This is a genomic window from Mesorhizobium sp. LNJC405B00, from assembly GCF_000502615.1.
In the GTDB taxonomy this organism is placed as follows: domain Bacteria; phylum Pseudomonadota; class Alphaproteobacteria; order Rhizobiales; family Rhizobiaceae; genus Mesorhizobium.
Window position 1 is genome coordinate 302126 of the sequence record NZ_AYWC01000005.1, and the last position, 16570, is coordinate 318695.

Here is a 16570-nt window from a genome sequence, read left to right on the forward strand (position 1 = left end):
GACGGGAAACCGCCAACACCTTCCCTGGAATTGCTTAGTCAACGGAGATCAGGAACATGCGTCTTTTCGGTCGTTTCGTGCTTGCCGCGTCCGCCGCCGTGCTGCTTGGGACCGGTGCTGCCTCTGCCGAGAAACTCAGGATCGGCACCGAGGGCGCCTATCCGCCCTTCAACTATGCCAATTCGGACGGCACGCTGGGCGGCTTCGACATCGACCTCGGCAATGCGCTGTGCGCCGAGATGAAGGCCGAGTGCGAATTCTCCGTACAGGATTTCGATGGTTCCATTCCGGCGCTGCAGGCCGGCAAGTTCGACGCCATCATCAACATCACCATCACGCCGGAACGGGCCGAGAAGGTCGAGTTCACCCACAAATATTACCAGACGCCGCCGGCCATCGCCGTGCCGAAGGATTCGACCATCGTCGGCACATCGCCGGACGATCTGAAGGGCAAGGTGCTGGGCGTGCAGAGCGCAACCATCCACCAGAATTTCGCCGAGCAGAAATACTCCGGCTCGACCGTGAAAGCGTATCCGACCGGCGACGACGCCCGCACCGACATGGCCAATGGCCGGCTCGACGCGATGATGGATGGCTCGATCATCCTGACCGAATGGCTGAAGAAGCCCGATGGCGCCTGCTGCAAATTGCTCGGCACGCTGACCGCCGATCCGGCCATTCATGGACCCGGCGTCGGCATCGCCCTGCAAAAGGGCAACAAGGAACTGGCCGACAAGTTCAATGCCGCCATCGACGCCCTGCGTGCCAGCGGCAAGTACAAGGAAATCAACGACAAATACTTCTCGTTCGACGTATACGGAAGTTAACCCCTTCACCGCTCCTACCTCGGCAGCGCCATCAGGCGCTGCCGTTTTCATGAGATGACGGAGAAGTTTCTTGGTTGAGCGGCGCTCCCCTTTCTACACCAGCATCGTTGGCCTCGGCGCCACGATGGGCCGGGTCGGCGGCGACTTCGTCTCGGCCAAAACTTATTCCGGCATCGCCGACGAGCATCTGAACACGCGCAAGAAAGTCGGCGTGCAGGATCTCAGCACCATGGGCAAGATGGACATCAAGGGGCCGGAAGCGGAGGCGCTGGTCAACCACGTTATCGTCAACGATGCGGCCGCGATGAGCCCCGGCCAGGTGCGCTATTCCACCGTCTGCCGCGACGATGGCGGCATCATGGACGACCTCACCGTGTTCCGGCTGGGATCGGAGCATTTCATGCTGGTGACCGGTTCGGTCAACCGGCTGAAGATGCTGCCCTGGCTGCAGCATCATGCTGAAGCGCGAAAGGCCTATGTCACCGACATCACCGCGGCCGTCGCCTTCCCGACCATACAGGGGCCGCGCTCACGCGAGCTGCTGAAAGCACTGGTTTCGGATGCCGATCTCGATGAGTTGAAACGCTGGGCGTTCACTTCAGGGCGCGTCGGCGAGACCAAAGTCCTGATCTCACGCACCGGGGTGACCGGCGAGCTCGGCTTCGAACTGTTCGTGCCGGCGGACGAGGCGACTTCCGTCTGGGACGCGCTGATGCGGACCGGCGGCGATTTCGGCTTGAAGCCATACGGCGTGCTGGCCATGTTCACGCTCGGGCTGGAAAAGGCCTATCCGGCGCATGGCATCGACATGGACGAGAGCCGTACGCCCTTCCATGTCGGGCTCGATCGCTGGATCAAGTTCGACAAGGGCGAGTTCATCGGCCGCGAGGCATTGCTCAAAATTCGCGACAAGGGGCTCGACGAACGCTGGACCGGGCTGATTCTCGACGGTGACAAGCCGGCCGCGACGGATGCCAGGGTTTTCGCCGACGGCGAGGATGCCGGCGTCGTCACCTACAGCGATCACGGCTATTCCTTAGGCAAAGTTCTGGCGACGGCGCATTTGCGGCTGCCGTTCACCGCCATCGGGACCGAACTCAGCATCGACATTGACGGCAAGCCGACCCGCGCGGTGGTGGCGCCGATGCCATTCTTCGATCCTGAAGGCGCGAGGCTGCGCGCCTGATTGCTCAGGCCAACTTTGCCAGCAGCCGCATAAAGGTGGCCGCTTCCTTGGCGGTCAGCGGCGCCAGCGTTTCCTGGGTGATGGCGCGGGCCAACGGGATCAGCCGTTCGATCGCCTCGCGTCCCTCTGGCGTGAGGTTGACCAGCAGCCGCCTCTTGTCGACCTCGTGCTTGGTCAGGTCTACCAGGCCTCGCGCCTTCAGCCGGTCGATGACGCCCTTGACCGTCGCCGCATCCATGGCGATCAGCGTGCCCAACTGGTTCTGCGAGGTCTCGCCGACATCGTGCAGCTTGGCAAGTGCAGCGAATTGCGGCGGCGTCAGGTCGCTGATCTGGGCGGCAAAGATCGAGACATGGCGCTGATGCGCCTTGCGCAGGATGAAGCCGACCTGCTCCTGCAGGCGGTAGTCATGTTCGTCGGGCTCTTCGGCCTCGACCAGTTTCAGCAGATTGTCCCCGCCGCTCATCGCAAGCCATCCCAGACCTTGATGTCGCCTGCAGCCAGGCCGCCCATGCGGTCATGCACGCGCGGACCGCAGCTCATGGCGAGGCAAAACAGGATTTCGTCGGCACGCGGCCCGTCGCTGAGGCCGACCTCCATGGCGTCGAAATGGCTGCGGACATAGGCGGCGTTGGTGTGGCCGAGCGGCACGTCAAGCCGCGAGCCGAAGGCGCCGACCTTGGTTGCCGACGGCACGATCGCCTTGGCGTCGCCCAGCCGCTCGCGCATGGCGTAACCGCCCGGCACATGCCACAGCGCGCCGTGCTCCAGCTCCCCCGACGAACCGACGATGGTGCCCTTGCCGTAGGCGTCGATCTGCTTGATGTCGCCGCCAAATGCGGCAATGAGCTTGTCGGTGAGCAGCAGGCCGAGCGGCTTCAGATCGTCCATGGCGCTCTGCAGTTCTTCGACGTAGCGGCCGGCGAACGGGTTCTTCACCAGGGCCACGGCTGCAGCGCGGCGGCGCGGCGCAGCTGCGACCGGCCCGCCATCGTGAAAGATCTCTTCGGTCAGAACCGCGATTTTGCGGATCGGAAACTCAGGCATGGGCAACTTCCTTCCCTGGATTTTTGTTGGGCGCGGCAAGCGCCATGGAACCACTGATGCGCGCTTCCCCACCTAGAAACAGCGCCGATGCGGCAATCAGGCCGCGCCGGCGAAAATCTTCGGCGACGGCAAGGCCATTGTCCAGCGCCCGCTCCACATCGCCACGCGCGAGCATGCCGACGGCTTGTGTCACCAGCCGCGCGCCGAGATCGCTGTCGGGCGCCAAGTCCTGCGCGGGAATGCGCTTGATGGCGGGATTGCCGGGCAGGTCGACGGCGTTGGCAATGAGTGTCGCGGCCGCATCGGCCTCGGCGCCGGTGTGCGCCAGCACGGTGACGGCGTCGGCAATGCCAAGCGAGAACGAACGGCCGCGCCAGCCGCTGGTGGCGACGCCGCGCACGCCGTCCGCCGAGCGAATGGTGAGGCGGTCGGCCATGCCGTTGCCGGTGCCGGCGATCGCCAGGTTCATCGACTGGCCCTTGCCGATATGGAGGGCGCTGTCGCCGCCATTGTTGACATAGGCCCGGTCGAGCTTGCGACCGGCAAGCAATGCCGAGAGCATTTCGTCGGCTACCGATCCCGCGACGGCGGCCATCGGCGTGATGAAGCATTCCGCCAACGGCATGACGGCTGCTTCCATGCGCCGCGCGGTCGGGCCGGCGAAGGTGCGCGGCGCCAGGAAAAATGCCGGCAGCCGCAATTCGGGAAGCTCCTCGACCAACTCGATCAGGATCGTCTGGAAGCGCTCGATCGCCTGATCGTAGGCGGCACGACACTCAGCCGCCTCACCAAAGGCCTCGACGATCAGGTCGATCGGCCCGTGGTTGAGGTGCAGCCGCTTGCCGTCCTGCAGCCAGTGGACTTGCGGGCCTTGCATCAAGAGGCCCCGTTCGAGCCGACGCGGCGCAACTGCGCCAGCGGCGGCCATGGATTGTGGGCCTCGGCGCCTGAGCCGCGGCGCGGGTTGAGATATTCGCCGCCTTTGGCAACAATATCCTCGACGCTGCGTATCTCGGCCTCGTAGCCGCCCAGCCGGACATAGTCGTCGCGGCGTAGCGTGAATTCGATCGGCGCCACCAGCGCCGGCGTCGGCACATAGCCGAAGGCGCCTTCCGGCACGCGCATGACGTCGACCATCAGCGTGATGCCGCCGCCCGGCCAGACATAGACCGGCGCGCCGCCAACGGTAACATAGGTATTCAAGCCCTGCACCGAGCGGGTGAGATTGACCGGGTTTTCGGTGACGCCGGCGCGAAGCGAACCGCCGGCGCCGCCGATGAACAGCACGGTGCAGAGCGCCGGCTCGCAATTGTCCTCGATCAGGCCGACCGATTTCTGCAGCCGCTCGGGGAACGGTTTTTCCACCGGCTTCAACTCGTCGTCGAGCTCGTAATAGGCGAACTGCTCGCCAGTGGTCGACACCATCAACAGCGACAGGCCGGGGCGGGCGCCCTTCTTGGCGTTCCATTCGCCGAGGATCGACAGCGGGTCGGAAATCGAGGTGCCGCCCCAGCCGAGGCCGGGCTCGGAAACCTTGAAATAGCGGCCCGGCGTCGAACGGCGGCCGATGATCTTGATGCCGGTATCCTGCCAGCCCAGCACCTTGCCGGCCTGATGCTCGGAGACGACGCCGGTGATATGGTCGTCGACCACCACCACCTCGTCGACAAGGCCGCGCCATTGCGTGGCGAACATGCCGATGGTGGCCGAGCCGCAGCCGACTCGCATGCGGTGTTCCTGCTTGCCGTCGATGACGGGTGGTTTGCCGGCTTCGACGGTGATGGTGGCGCCGCCATCGATGGTCAGTTCGACCGGCTTGCGATTGCACAGACTGAGCATCGCGTCACAGGTTGCCCGGCCTTCGGCCTTGGAGCCACCGGTCAAATGATGCACTCCGCCGAGCGACAGCATCTGCGAGCCGTATTCGCCTGTCGTGACGTGGCCGATCGGCTCGCCTTGCGCGCGCACGATTGCCGTTTCGGGACCGAGATGGCGGTCGGTATCGATCTTCACCTTGACGCCGCAGTACGAAAAAATGCCTTCGGTGACCACGGTCACCAGATCGACCCCCTCGACCTCCTGGCTGACGATGAAGGGAGCCGGCTTGTAGTCGGGATAGGTGGTGCCGGCGCCGATTGCAGTGACGAAGCGGCGGCCGGTGTTGACCAGTTCGCCGTCCCATTGCTCGCCCTCGGCAGTGAAAGGCACGACCGCGGCGCCGCTCTCTGCCGCATGGTCGAGGATGGTCAGCGGGTCCATACGCACGATGCGGCCACCGACATTGCCGTAGCGGTCGCAGGCGCCGGTGCGGCCATCGGCGATGTAGCACATCACCGGACAGGCATCGCAGCGGATCTTTTCCGCCACCAGCTTTTCGCCCGGATCGTGGGTTTCGAAGCGTTCGGCAAGCTCGCTCATCGGCGTGCCTCCTTGTCGCGGATGCCATCTTTTTCGCGGATGGCGGCGCGGATGCGCGCCGGCGTCGCCGGAACCTTGGTGATGAGAACGCCGGTGGCGTGGCGTATGGCGTTGAGGATGGCGGGTGCGGTCGGGATCAGCACATGCTCGCCCAGGCCCTTGGCGCCGAACGGTCCCTCCGGATCGGGAACCTCGATCAGAATGTGCTCGATCTCAGGCACGTCGCCGATGGTCGGGATGAGATAGTCGTGCAAATTCTCGGTGCGACCGGGGATGTATTCCTCCATCAGCGCCATGCCGATGCCTTGCGCGATGCCGCCTTCGATCTGGCCTTCGACCAGCAGCGGGTTGATAGCCTTGCCGACATCGTGCGCGGCGGTGATTTTCAAGAGCTTCACCGTGCCGAGCTTGAGATCGACTTCGAGTTCGGCGATCTGCGCGCCATAGCCATAGACGGCGTAAGGCTTGCCCTGGCCCTTGGCATCGAGCGGCAGCGTCGGCGGATCGTAGGTCTCCTCGGCGCGGAAGACGAAACCGCCCGCATCGACATCGAGGGCGGGGAGATCGATGCGCCGAGTGGCTTCGCCCTCGCGAATGACGATCACCGGACCGTCCAATTGCAGGGCAGCTTTCTCCGAGACATTGGCAAAACGCAGGATCTTTTCGCGCAAGGCGCGGCCGGCTTTTTCGGCCGCCTTGCCGGTGACAAAAGTCTGGCGCGAGGCCGATGTTTTGCCGGCATCGGGGCTGATCGCGGTGTCGGCGCTTCTCAGCTTGAATTTTTCCAGCGGCAGGCCGAGTGCGTCGGCGCAGATCTGGGCGATGACGGTGTTGGAGCCCTGGCCGATATCGACGGCGCCCTGGTGCAGGATGACGTCGCCGTCTGGCGAGATACCGACCCTTATGGTCGACGGATTGGGCAGCGAGGTGTTGCCGCAGCCATACCAGCAGGACGCGATGCCGACGCCGCGCTTTTTGCTCGTATTGGCATTGTTGAATGTATCTGCGTCGACCTTCGCGCGAGCCCAATGCGGCCGCAAGGAGTCGAGGCACTCGAAAATACCGACTCCCGACTCCAGTCGCTGTCCGGTAACCGTTTCGGATCCGTTCCGAAGGCAGTTTCTCAGGCGAAAATCGAGCCGGTCCATGCCGAGCTTGCCGGCAAGCTCATCATAGAGCGTCTCCTGCATGATCGTCGCCTGCGGCACGCCGAAGCCACGGAAGGCGCCGGAAATTGGCCCGTAGGTGTGGATGGCGCGGCCTTCGGCGCGGTAATTCGGCGTCGCATAGGGACCGGAGGCATGCACCGGCACGCGGTTGGCGACAGTCGGCCCCCAACTGGCATAGGCGCCGGTGTTGAAATCGCCGGAAAAGATCATGCCGGTGACATGGCCTTCGGCGTCAGTGCCGATGGTCGCCTTCATCTCGGCGGGGTGGCGCTTGGTGGTCGACATCATCGATTCGGTGCGGGTGTAGGCAAGCGCCGCCGGCCGGCCGGTTTTCAGTGCCACAAGGCCGATGAGCGGCTGCAGCGACACGTCGAGCTTCGAGCCGAAGCCGCCGCCGGTCGCGGTCGGCACGATGCGCACCTTGTCGACGGCAAGACCGAGCACCTTTGCCGTTTCGTCACGGTCCATATAGGGGGCCTGGGTGCAGGCGACGACGACCAGCGTGTCGCCGTCCATGTAGGCATGGCCGGCTTCCGGCTCGATATAGGCGTGCTCGACATAGGAGGTGTCGATGGCACCGGACACCGTGTAAGCAGCCTCGCCAAGCGCCGCCTCGGGGTCGCCGCGCTCGACAAAGCCCTTGGTCAACAAATTGGCCGGGCGGTTCGCGTGGATGAGCGCAGCCCCTTCTGCCTGCGCGTCGCCGGGCTGCAGAAAATGCGGCAGCTCGGTCCAGCGGACCGGGAAATCCTGGAGGTCGAGATCGAGCATGGCCTCGCGCTCGCCGGCGACCAGCGCCACTGCCTCGCCGCGCAGCCGCGCAAAGCCTTCGGCCAGCGCCGGCTGGTCGGCAAACGGACCGATGACGCCGAAACAGTTTTTTCCCGGGATGTCGGCGGCGGTGAAGACGCCGGCGATGCCGGGATGCGACTTCACCCAGCCCTCCAGGTCGCCGAAGGCGAAGCCGGCATGATAATGCGGCGAGCGGACCACCAGCACAGCCAGCGCATCGGCGGGAAAGGCATCGCCGCCGAATTTTTCAGCGCCGGTGACTTTTGGCACGCCGTCGAGCCGGACCGGGGAGGCGCCTACAGCATTCCCTGTGGTTGGCATTCTACGTTCAAAGTTGAATTCCAACGAATGACGTTGGCGCTGCCCCTCACCCTTACCCTCTCCCCGTGAAGAACGGGGAGCGGGGAGCGTCGGCGCTGGAGCACTTCCCTTCTCCCCGTCACTATACGGGGTGAAGGTGCCGGCAGGCAGATGAGGGGCAGCGCCGTCGGTCGACGTCTCGAACCGTCCCGCATCCATCACTGCCGCGATGATCTTTCTGTAGCCGGTGCAACGGCACAGGATGCCACCCAGCGCATCCTGCACCTCGGTCTCGGTCGGATTCGGTGTGCCATCCAGCAGCGCCGTTGCCGCGACCAGCAGCGCCGGCGTGCAGATGCCGCATTGCGCGGCGCCATGCGCCAGGAAGGACGCCTGCAGCGCCGAGAGCCGGCCATCGGCGAGGCCTTCGACGGTCGTTACGGACGTCCCGGCTGCGGAGGCCGCCGGCATCAGGCAGGCGCAGACGGCGTCGCCGTCGACCAGCACCGTGCAGGCGCCGCAATCGCCGGCATCGCAGCCAACCTTGGTGCCCGTCAGCTGCAATTCGTCGCGCAAAACCTGCGACAGCCGGCGCAGCGGCGGCACATTGACCGAGACGGCGGCGCCATTGACGGCGAAGGCGATCTCGGCGCGCTCGATGCCGAGGCCCGGCACGAGGTCGGGCAGGGCTTCAATCATCTCGGAGTGGCTCATGCCGCCACCATGCTGTTGTCGTTCGTCAGCCCGCAGGCCCCCAGCACGGCGCGAGCGACAAGCTCGCGCGCTGCGTCGAGCCGGTATTCGGCGCTGCCGCGCACGTCGGCAATCGGCGAGAGCTCGGCCATCGGCGCGGACAGGAGAGCATCGGCGAGTGCCGGGCCGACAGGCTTGCCCACCAGCACGGCTTCGACAGCAGCGAGCCGCTTGGCCACGGCCGAGCAGGACCCGACCGCGACAGCGGCTTCCATGACCATGCCATCCTCGGCAACGAGGCGCGCCGCCACCATGGCGATGGAGATGACGAGGTAGCGCCGCGCACCGAGCTTGACGAAGGCCGACGTGCCGGTGGCCCTGGGCTTCGGCACCCGGATGGCGGTAACCAGCTCGCCCGGTAGCAGCGCGGTGCGGCGGTTGCCGAGAATGAACTCCTGCAGCGGCAGATAACGCGTCGCGGCTGCAGAGCGCAGCTCGACCTCGGCGTCCAGCACCAGCAGTCCCGGAACGCCATCGGCGGCAGGCGAAGCATTGCAGAGATTGCCGGCGATCGAGGCGACATTCTGAATCTGCAGGGAGCCCACTTCGCGCGCGGCCTGCTTCAGCGCATCGAAAGCCGCCGGCAATGGATGGCGGACAAGGTCGGTCCAGGTGGTGCGGGCGCCCAAAACCCAATGGGTTTCGGTCTCGGCAATGCCGCGCAGCGAGACCAGGCCGTTAATATCGAGAACATTGTCGCGGAACGGTTTGGCGCCCTGCGCCGGATAGAAATCGGTGCCGCCGGCAAGCACGCGCCAGGCGCCCTCGCCCAGCAGAGCGAGCGCCTCGTCGAGCGTGGCGGGTTTCGCGTAACGGATCACGCTTTGCCTTCCAAAAAAATAGGCCTTCCCATTGGGACCTTCAAAAGGTGGGGTCTTCCCGAACCCCGCCAATGTCTGATCAGGCCAAATTCATTCGTATGCAAATGATATCAAGCTGGCGGAAATTGTCAAAGCCGGAGTTTAAGGGAACCCGGCCGCCAAGCATTTCTTACGCTTGCAGAGGTTGACGCAGGCGGCCATCCGGTCAAGTTTCAGCATCCGGTCGCATCAGCGGCGTATTTCACTCGATCCCCCGTTCGAGACGTAGAAGAGGAGAGGCGCCATGGCCGACGAAGCGCTTGTTGTCATCGACCTGCAAAACGACTTCTGCCCCGGCGGCGCACTGGCGGTTGCCGGCGGCGACGAAATCGTGCCGCTGGTCAACGATCTGATTCGGCATGCCGAGCATGTCGTGCTGACGCAGGACTGGCACCCGGCCGGACATTCGAGCTTTGCCTCCAGCCATCCGGGGGCGCAGCCCTTTAGCGCGATCGAGATGCCCTATGGGCCGCAGACGCTGTGGCCGGACCATTGCATCCAGGGCAGCCTCGGCTCGGATTTTCACTCGGGGCTCGCCTGGACCAAGGCCGAGCTGGTAATCCGCAAGGGATTTCGCCCTGATATCGACAGCTACTCCGCCTTCTTCGAGAACGACCACAAGACGCCGACGGGGCTCGCCGGCTACCTCAAGGAGCGCAGCATCGACAGTGTGACCCTGGTTGGCCTGGCGACCGACTTCTGCGTTGCCTTTTCGGCCCTCGACGCGGTCAAGCAAGGCTTCAAGACGACGGTGCGGCTCGACGCGTGCCGCGGCATCGATCTAAACGGTTCGGTCGAGGCGATGCTGAAGAGGATGCGCGATGCCGGGGTGAAGCTCGAAGACCCGATCTCGGAGTGACTGGATCGTGACGCAGCGAGGGGGCTGCACACAGTTGGGGAAGGCTTTCGCGGCAGGTGTACTCGCTTCCGCTGTGTCTCCGCAAATGGCCTTCGCGGCCGAGGCCCGCGGCCTGCCCGATGCTGCCATGTCGCTGTGGTGGGCGCTGCCTTTCGCCGGCCTGCTGCTCTCGATCGCCACCGGACCGCTGCTGTTCCACCATGTCTGGGAGCATCATTACGGCAAGATCGCCGCCGGCTGGGGAGCGCTGGCGGTCATCCCGCTGATGGTTGCATTCGGCGTTCCGGTAGCCGGTGAAGCCGTGCTGCACACGCTGCTCACCGAATACATGTCGTTCATTATCCTGCTGTTCGCGCTCTACACCATTTCGGGCGGCATCCTTGTCGCCGGCAACATCCATGGCACGCCGCTGGTCAATGCCGGGCTGCTGCTCGTCGGGGCGATGCTGGCCTCGGTGATCGGCACCACCGGCGCCTCGATGATCCTGATCCGGCCGATGCTGCGCGCCAACGACAACCGGCAGTTCAACGCCCATGTCGTCATCTTCTTCATCTTCCTGGTGTCTAACATCGGCGGCTCGTTGACGCCCTTGGGCGACCCGCCATTGTTCGTCGGCTTCCTGCGCGGCGTCGAGTTCTTCTGGACGTCGGCGAACCTCTGGCGCGAGACGCTGTTTACCGGCGGCCTGGTGCTGCTTGTCTTCCTGGCCATCGACATCATGCTGCATCGCCGTGAAGGCGGCGCGCCGAAGATCAAGGATCCGACGCCGGATACGAAGGTGCGCCTTCGCGGCCTGGCCAATCTGCCGTTGCTGGCCGGCGTCATTGCCGCGATCCTGCTTTCAGCTGCCTGGAAGCCGGGCGTGACTTTCTCCATCCTCGGCGTCGGCCTCGAACTGCAGAACCTGGTGCGCGATGCCATCATCCTGGCGCTCGCCGGGCTGTCGCTTGTCGTTTCCCTCAAGAGCCATCGCGAGGCCAACGGCTTCACCTGGGGCCCGATCGCGGAGGTGGCAAAACTGTTTGCTGGCATCTTCATCTGCATCGTGCCGGTCATTGCCATCCTTCGCGCCGGCCATGACGGCGCGCTGGCGCCGCTGGTCGCGCTGGTGACGTCACCCACCGGGCAGCCCAATGATCTCGCCTATTTCTGGCTGACCGGCGGGCTGTCGTCCTTCCTCGACAATGCGCCGACCTATCTGGTGTTCTTCGAACTCGCAGGCGGCGACGCGCGGCACCTGATGACGGAGGCGGCCTCAACGCTGGCCGCGATCTCGGCCGGCGCGGTGTTCATGGGCGCCAACACCTATATCGGCAATGCACCCAACTTCATGGTCTACGCCATCGCCCGACACCGCGGTGTGAAGATGCCGGGCTTCTTCGGCTACATGGCATGGTCAGGGCTGGTGCTGATCCCGATCTTTTTGATCGCCGGGTTCCTGTTTTTCGGCTGATCAGCCGACGCCGACATAGCGCCTGACTGCCGATGGGTCGGCGCGCAATTGCTCGACATCCACCGTCTCGCGGTTACGGCCGTTCTCGATGAAGCAGACGCGGTCGGCGACGGACAGCACGGCGTCGACGCGCTGTTCGACCAGAATGGTGGAGACACCTAGCTCACGCAGCTTCACCACCGTCTCGCGGATCTTGGCGATCATCGACGGCATCAGCCCCTCCGTCGGCTCGTCTAGCAACAGCACCTGCGGCTCAAGGCAAAGCGCACGGGCCATGGCCAGCATCTGCTGCTCGCCGCCGGACAAAGTGCCGGAGCGCTGGCGCAGCCGCTGGCGCAGCAGCGGGAAGAGATCGAGCACGCTCTCGCGCGTCGCTCTGCCCTTGCCGCGCGCCATCAGACCGATCTCGATGTTTTCCGCCACCGTCATCTCGGCGAACAGCCGCCTGCCTTGCGGTACATAGGCGACGCCGGCCTTGGGCACCTCATGCGCCGGCAGGCCGGTCAATTCCTTGCCGGCGAGCCGGATCGAGCCGGCGCTCGACGGAACCAGCCCCATGATTGCTTTCAGCGCCGTCGTCTTGCCGGCGCCGTTGCGACCGAACAGGCACAGCACCTCGCCCTTGTTGAGCACGAGATCAAGCTCGTAGAGCACCTGAACCTCGCCATAGAAGCAATCGAGCCTGGAGATGGTCAGCGCTTCAGTCTTGTGGGCCTCAGTCTTGGGGGCCTCAGTCTTGGGGGCTTCGCTCATGGCGCCGTCCCCAGATAGGCTTCCTGCACCTGTGTGTTGGCGCGAACCTGTTCGGGCGTGCCTTCGGCCAGGATCCTGCCGGCGTTGAAGACCGTGATGCGGTCGGCCAGCTGCATGACGACCGGCATGTTGTGCTCGATCAGGAGCACGGTGGCGCTCTTGGCAATCTCGCGCACCAGTCCGATGAAATTGTCGATCTCGCTGTCGGCCAGCCCCTGCGTCGGCTCGTCGAGGATCAAAAGCCGCGGCTTAAGCGCCAGGCCCATCGCGACTTCCAGCAGGCGCTGGTGGCCGTAGGAAAGCTGGCCGGCCGGCATATGGGCGCGGCCGGCAAGTCCGGTGCGTTCCAGCGCGGCCATGACGCCGGTGCGCACCGCACCTTTCGAGCGGCCATCGGTCAGCGTGCGCTGCACCGGCAACGCGACATTATCGTAGGCAGAGAGGTTGGCGAAGACGCTGGTGATCTGGAAGGTGTAGGCGATGCCCCGGCGCACCCTGAGATAGGCCGGCTGGCTGGTGATGTCGGCGCCGTCGAAGACGATCATGCCGGACGATGGCTGAATGCGGCCGCTGACCAGGCTGACGAAGGTGGTTTTGCCGGCGCCATTGGGGCCGATGACGGCGCGGATCTCGCCCGGCATCAGCTGAAAATCGACACCGTCGACGGCGCGCAGGCCGCCGAAACTGCGCGCCAGGCCTTTGGTGGTCAGCAACGGCATCATGGGAGCCACCCGAGCCAGCGCTGGCGGATGGTGCCCAGAATGCCTTTGGGGAAAAACAGCACCAGCAGGATGAGCGCAATACCGACGATCAGGAGATAGGCGGAGGTGTAGCCGCTGGCGGTGTCGATGACATAGTACATGAACACCGTGCCGAGCAGCGCGCCCAGCGTCGTGGCGGCGCCGCCGAGCAGCACCCAGAGCAGCGGCAGGATGGAATACTGCACCGAGGCAAAGCTCGAGCCGACATAGCCGAACAGCAGCGCATAGGCCGCACCCGAGGCGGCGCAGATGGTGCCGGAGACGACGACGGCGATCAGCTTGTTGGAGAAGGTGTCGTAGCCCAGCATTTTCGTGCGCTCCTCGTTCTCGCGCACCGCGACCAGCACGCGGCCATAGCGGGAGCGGACGATGGCGAGGGTGATCAGCAGCACGACCGAGAACAGCGCCAGCGCGCTCATGTAGCGCACGGTCGGGTTGGTTAGGTCGAGCGATGTCGCGCCGAAGGCCAGAACCCGCGCCGGCTGCGGCACGACCAGACCCTGGTCGCCGCCGGTCCAGGCGGCGAAATAGAGGATGGTGAGGTAAAACACCTGCGCGAACATCATGGTGACGATCATGAAGGCGACGCCGGTGGTGCGCAGCGCCAGCAGGCCGATCACAAGTGCCAGCAGCGCGCCGCAGGCGATACCGGCGAGGAAAGCCAAAGGCACGCTCCAGCCGAGATGGATGACGGCGAGACCAGCGCCATAGAGCCCGGCGGCGAAGAACATGGCGTGGCCGAGGCTGAGCAGGCCGACATAGCCGAACAGCATGTTGTAGCCCATGGCGAACACCGCCAGCACCATGATGCGGGCGAGCAGGCCGTGATGATAATCCGGCAGGACGAAGCTCAGGGCGAACAGCAGCGCGATGGCGCCGATATGCAGAGCATAAGCTTTTGCCGGCGAAGCTTCGCTCATCGCGGCGCCTGCCCGAACAGGCCTTGGGGCCTGAACACCAGCACCATGGCCACCAGCAGCGTGGCTATGATCTTGGCCAAAGTCGGCGAGAAGAACACCGAGATGATGCCGTCGGACAGGCCGATCAGCACGGCGGCAACGACGGTGCCGCGCAGCGAGCCGAGGCCGCCGATGATGACGACGATGAAGGACAACAGCAGCGGGTCCTGCCCCATCAGGTAGTGCGCCTGACTGATCGGCACGATCAGCACGGCGGCGACGGCCGCCAGCATGGCGCCGAGCGCGAAGACGCCCGCATAGACGCGGGCGACCGGAATGCCGAAGGCCTGCGCCGTTTCGCTGTCATATTGGGTGGCGCGCATGATGAGGCCGATCTTGGTGCGCGTCAGCACCAGCCAGGTGGCGATGAGCAGAAGGGCCGAAGCGGCAATGATCGACAGCTTGTAGCCGGAATAGCCGAACCAGGGCAAAAGGATGCGGTAGCTGAAGGGCGGCTCCACCGGGCGGGCTTCCGGGCCATAGAAGCTCAACGCCAGCTGCTGGATGATGTAGAGCATGCCGATCGTGGCGACGATGGTGGCTTCCGGATTGTAATTGAGCCGCCGCAGCACAAGCCGCTCGGCTACCAGCGCAATGGCGCCGACAATCAGCGGCGCAATCACCAGCGCCGCCAGGAAGCCGAGCGTGGGATGGCCGGGTATCGCCGTCGAGATCGCCCAGGCCAGCACCGCGCCCAGCATGAAGAACTCGCCATGGGCCACGTTGACGACGCGCATGACGCCGAACACCAGCGACAGCCCAAGCGCCGTCAGCGCCAACACGGCTGAGGTGACAAGGCCTTCGAGGGCGGCGAGGAGGAGATGGGGTCCGAAATGCATTCAGGGCGCCCTTACCCTCCCCTTGTGGGGAGGGTGACCGCGCAGCGGTCGGGTGGGGGTTGGGCACGGGCCGTCGCGACCCCCACCCCGTCTCGCAAGCTTCGCAAAAGTGCGAAGCTTGCGTGCCGACCCTCCCCACAAGGGGGAGGGTAAGGCGCCTCACAGCGCCTGCGTCGTATAATCCCCTTCGGCCTCGTAAAGCCCGTCCTCGATCTTGGTCTTGTGGACGACCTTCATCTTGCCGCCTTCGACCTTGGAGATGTTCTGGATGCCAAAACACTGGTGGATCTTGCCGTTGAAGGTCTTGGGGCCTTGCGGATGCTCCGGGCCTTCGGCGAATTCGGTCAGAGCCTCGGTCGCCTCGACCAGCTTGGCGCGGTCTTCCGGGCCCTTGTAGCCGGCATCTTCCATCGCCTTCTTAACGACATAGAGCGTCTCCCAGCAGCCGAACATGTGGGCGGCGGTGGAGACGTCCTTGGGGTCGCCGACGGCAGCCCCATTGTCGTCGATGCCGACAGCGGCGCGGTAGGCTTTCTGGGCGGCCGAGTCATTGGCCTGCGCATAGCGCGGCGAACCTTCCCAGAAATGGCTGCCGTCCAAAAATTCGAGGCCGGGGCTGTTGATGTCGGTGGCTTCGAGCGAATCGATGAAGCCGAACAGTTGCGGCCGGTTGGAGCCGTAGAACTCGCCGAGTTCCTTGACGAAGGTGAGCACGGCCGGGCCGACCATCACGTGGTAGATGACTTCGGTCTCGGCGGGTATCTGCGGGAAGTATTTCGTGAAAGACGACTCTGTCGGCGGGATGGCGATCTGGGCGATGACCTCGGCGCCTTGCGCCTTCAGCGCCGGCGGCAGGTAGTCGCGATGGTCGTAGCCGAAGGCGAAATCCGGGAAGATCTGCGTCACCTTCTTGCCGGCATTGGCCGCGATCCACGGCGCCATCGACTGGATCTGGCTCTTCACATCGGTGATGCCAGGCTGGAAGACGTAGCGGTTGAGCTTGGTCGAAGCGACGTGGTGGCCTTCGCTGACGACGAAATACGGGATCTTGTTTTCGCCGGCGGCCGGCGCCGAGCCGATCACCACATGCGAGAACAGCGTGCCGAAGACGATGTCGGTCTTGTGCTGGGTGGCGAACTTGCCGACCACCTCGGCGCCACGGCCGGGATCGGTGCCGTCATCCTCGATCACCAGTTCGACAGGTCGGCCATTGATGCCGCCGGCGTCGTTGATCGCCTTGACCGCGGCGGCACTGGTCTTTTCATACCAGCGGCCATAGGCGGCGCCGATGCCGGTGCGGTGCGACTGGAAGCCGATCTTGATTGGCGCCGAACTCTGCGCCTGGCTGTAGCGGACGAAGCCGGGCGCGAGCGTCAGCCCGGCGCCGGCGGCGAGACCTTTCAGCGCGGTGCGGCGGCTAAGGGTGGATTTGGAGAGATCGAAAAACCCATTCTTGTCAGTCACGGCAGTTCCCCTGTTTTTGAGTTTTGACTGTCTGTAACGAGGCAAGGCCACTCCCTTGCAGGAGGGGCAGAAATTGCATGTGTACAAACTAAATCACCAAAGCACAGAGCTTGCAAGCGGGCTTTCCGCA

Annotated in this window: 15 protein-coding genes; 4 read left to right on the top strand and 11 right to left on the bottom strand. The window is 64.7% G+C overall.

Translation table 11 applies throughout. From position 1 onward, the window contains the following. Positions 1 to 56 precede the first annotated feature (56 nt). Together X756_RS152715 and X756_RS152710 are read left to right on the top strand one after the other, a co-directional pair. A complete protein-coding gene (locus X756_RS152715) occupies positions 57 to 827 on the top strand; it encodes an ABC transporter substrate-binding protein (protein WP_023729749.1) in 771 nt (256 codons plus the stop codon). 70 nt (positions 828 to 897) lie between these two features. After that, complete coding sequence (locus tag X756_RS152710) at positions 898 to 2013, top strand: aminomethyltransferase family protein (RefSeq protein ID WP_023729750.1); 1116 nt, start codon at positions 898 to 900, stop codon at positions 2011 to 2013. A gap of 4 nt (positions 2014 to 2017) precedes the next feature. On the opposite strand, the gene X756_RS152705 is transcribed toward X756_RS152710, so the two are convergent. Genes X756_RS152705 through X756_RS152680 form a run of 6 tightly spaced genes read right to left on the bottom strand, consistent with a single transcriptional unit; the run spans position 2018 to position 9313 of the window. Next, complete coding sequence (locus tag X756_RS152705) at positions 2018 to 2479, bottom strand: MarR family transcriptional regulator (protein WP_023671294.1); 462 nt, start codon at positions 2477 to 2479, stop codon at positions 2018 to 2020. Continuing rightward, entirely contained in the window at positions 2476 to 3060 is a 585-nt protein-coding gene (locus X756_RS152700; protein WP_023729751.1) for an amino acid synthesis family protein, read from the bottom strand. The genes X756_RS152705 and X756_RS152700 overlap by 4 nt, the downstream gene beginning before the upstream one ends. Continuing rightward, on the bottom strand, positions 3053 to 3937 hold the full coding sequence (locus tag X756_RS152695) for a thiamine biosynthesis protein ApbE (RefSeq protein ID WP_023729752.1): 885 nt from the start codon (positions 3935 to 3937) through the stop codon (positions 3053 to 3055). Before X756_RS152695 ends, X756_RS152700 begins: the two co-directional genes overlap by 8 nt. Further along, positions 3937 to 5478: a hypothetical protein gene (locus tag X756_RS152690; RefSeq protein WP_023729753.1), complete on the bottom strand. Its 1542-nt coding sequence runs from the start codon at positions 5476 to 5478 to the stop codon at positions 3937 to 3939. Before X756_RS152690 ends, X756_RS152695 begins: the two co-directional genes overlap by 1 nt. Beyond that, a complete protein-coding gene (locus X756_RS152685; RefSeq protein ID WP_156941360.1) occupies positions 5475 to 8453 on the bottom strand; it encodes a molybdopterin-dependent oxidoreductase in 2979 nt (992 codons plus the stop codon). Before X756_RS152685 ends, X756_RS152690 begins: the two co-directional genes overlap by 4 nt. After that, on the bottom strand, positions 8450 to 9313 hold the full coding sequence (locus tag X756_RS152680) for a xanthine dehydrogenase family protein subunit M (RefSeq protein ID WP_023729755.1): 864 nt from the start codon (positions 9311 to 9313) through the stop codon (positions 8450 to 8452). The genes X756_RS152685 and X756_RS152680 overlap by 4 nt, the downstream gene beginning before the upstream one ends. 283 nt (positions 9314 to 9596) lie before the next feature. Between X756_RS152680 and pncA the strand changes: the two genes are divergently transcribed. Together pncA and X756_RS152670 are read left to right on the top strand one after the other, a co-directional pair. After that, on the top strand, positions 9597 to 10211 hold the full coding sequence (pncA, locus tag X756_RS152675) for a bifunctional nicotinamidase/pyrazinamidase (RefSeq protein ID WP_023683560.1): 615 nt from the start codon (positions 9597 to 9599) through the stop codon (positions 10209 to 10211). Positions 10212 to 10296: 85 nt separating this feature from the next. Next, complete coding sequence (locus X756_RS152670; protein WP_050589249.1) at positions 10297 to 11664, top strand: sodium:proton antiporter; 1368 nt, start codon at positions 10297 to 10299, stop codon at positions 11662 to 11664. On the opposite strand, the gene X756_RS152665 is transcribed toward X756_RS152670, so the two are convergent. The 5 genes from X756_RS152665 to X756_RS152645 all read right to left on the bottom strand — a co-directional run bounded on the left by X756_RS152665 (position 11665) and on the right by X756_RS152645 (position 16440). Then, complete coding sequence (locus X756_RS152665) at positions 11665 to 12417, bottom strand: ABC transporter ATP-binding protein (RefSeq protein WP_023729757.1); 753 nt, start codon at positions 12415 to 12417, stop codon at positions 11665 to 11667. After that, a complete protein-coding gene (locus tag X756_RS152660; RefSeq protein WP_023693111.1) occupies positions 12414 to 13139 on the bottom strand; it encodes an ABC transporter ATP-binding protein in 726 nt (241 codons plus the stop codon). The genes X756_RS152665 and X756_RS152660 overlap by 4 nt, the downstream gene beginning before the upstream one ends. Further along, the gene (locus tag X756_RS152655; protein WP_023729758.1) at positions 13136 to 14098 is read right to left on the bottom strand and encodes a branched-chain amino acid ABC transporter permease; all 963 of its coding nucleotides are present in this window, start codon (positions 14096 to 14098) and stop codon (positions 13136 to 13138) included. Before X756_RS152655 ends, X756_RS152660 begins: the two co-directional genes overlap by 4 nt. After that, positions 14095 to 14976, bottom strand: coding sequence for a branched-chain amino acid ABC transporter permease (locus X756_RS152650; protein WP_023729759.1), 882 nt, complete (start codon positions 14974 to 14976; stop codon positions 14095 to 14097). The genes X756_RS152655 and X756_RS152650 overlap by 4 nt, the downstream gene beginning before the upstream one ends. A gap of 159 nt (positions 14977 to 15135) precedes the next feature. After that, positions 15136 to 16440, bottom strand: a complete 1305-nt coding sequence (locus tag X756_RS152645; protein WP_023671283.1) for an ABC transporter substrate-binding protein — start codon at positions 16438 to 16440, stop codon at positions 15136 to 15138. Positions 16441 to 16570 lie beyond the last annotated feature (130 nt).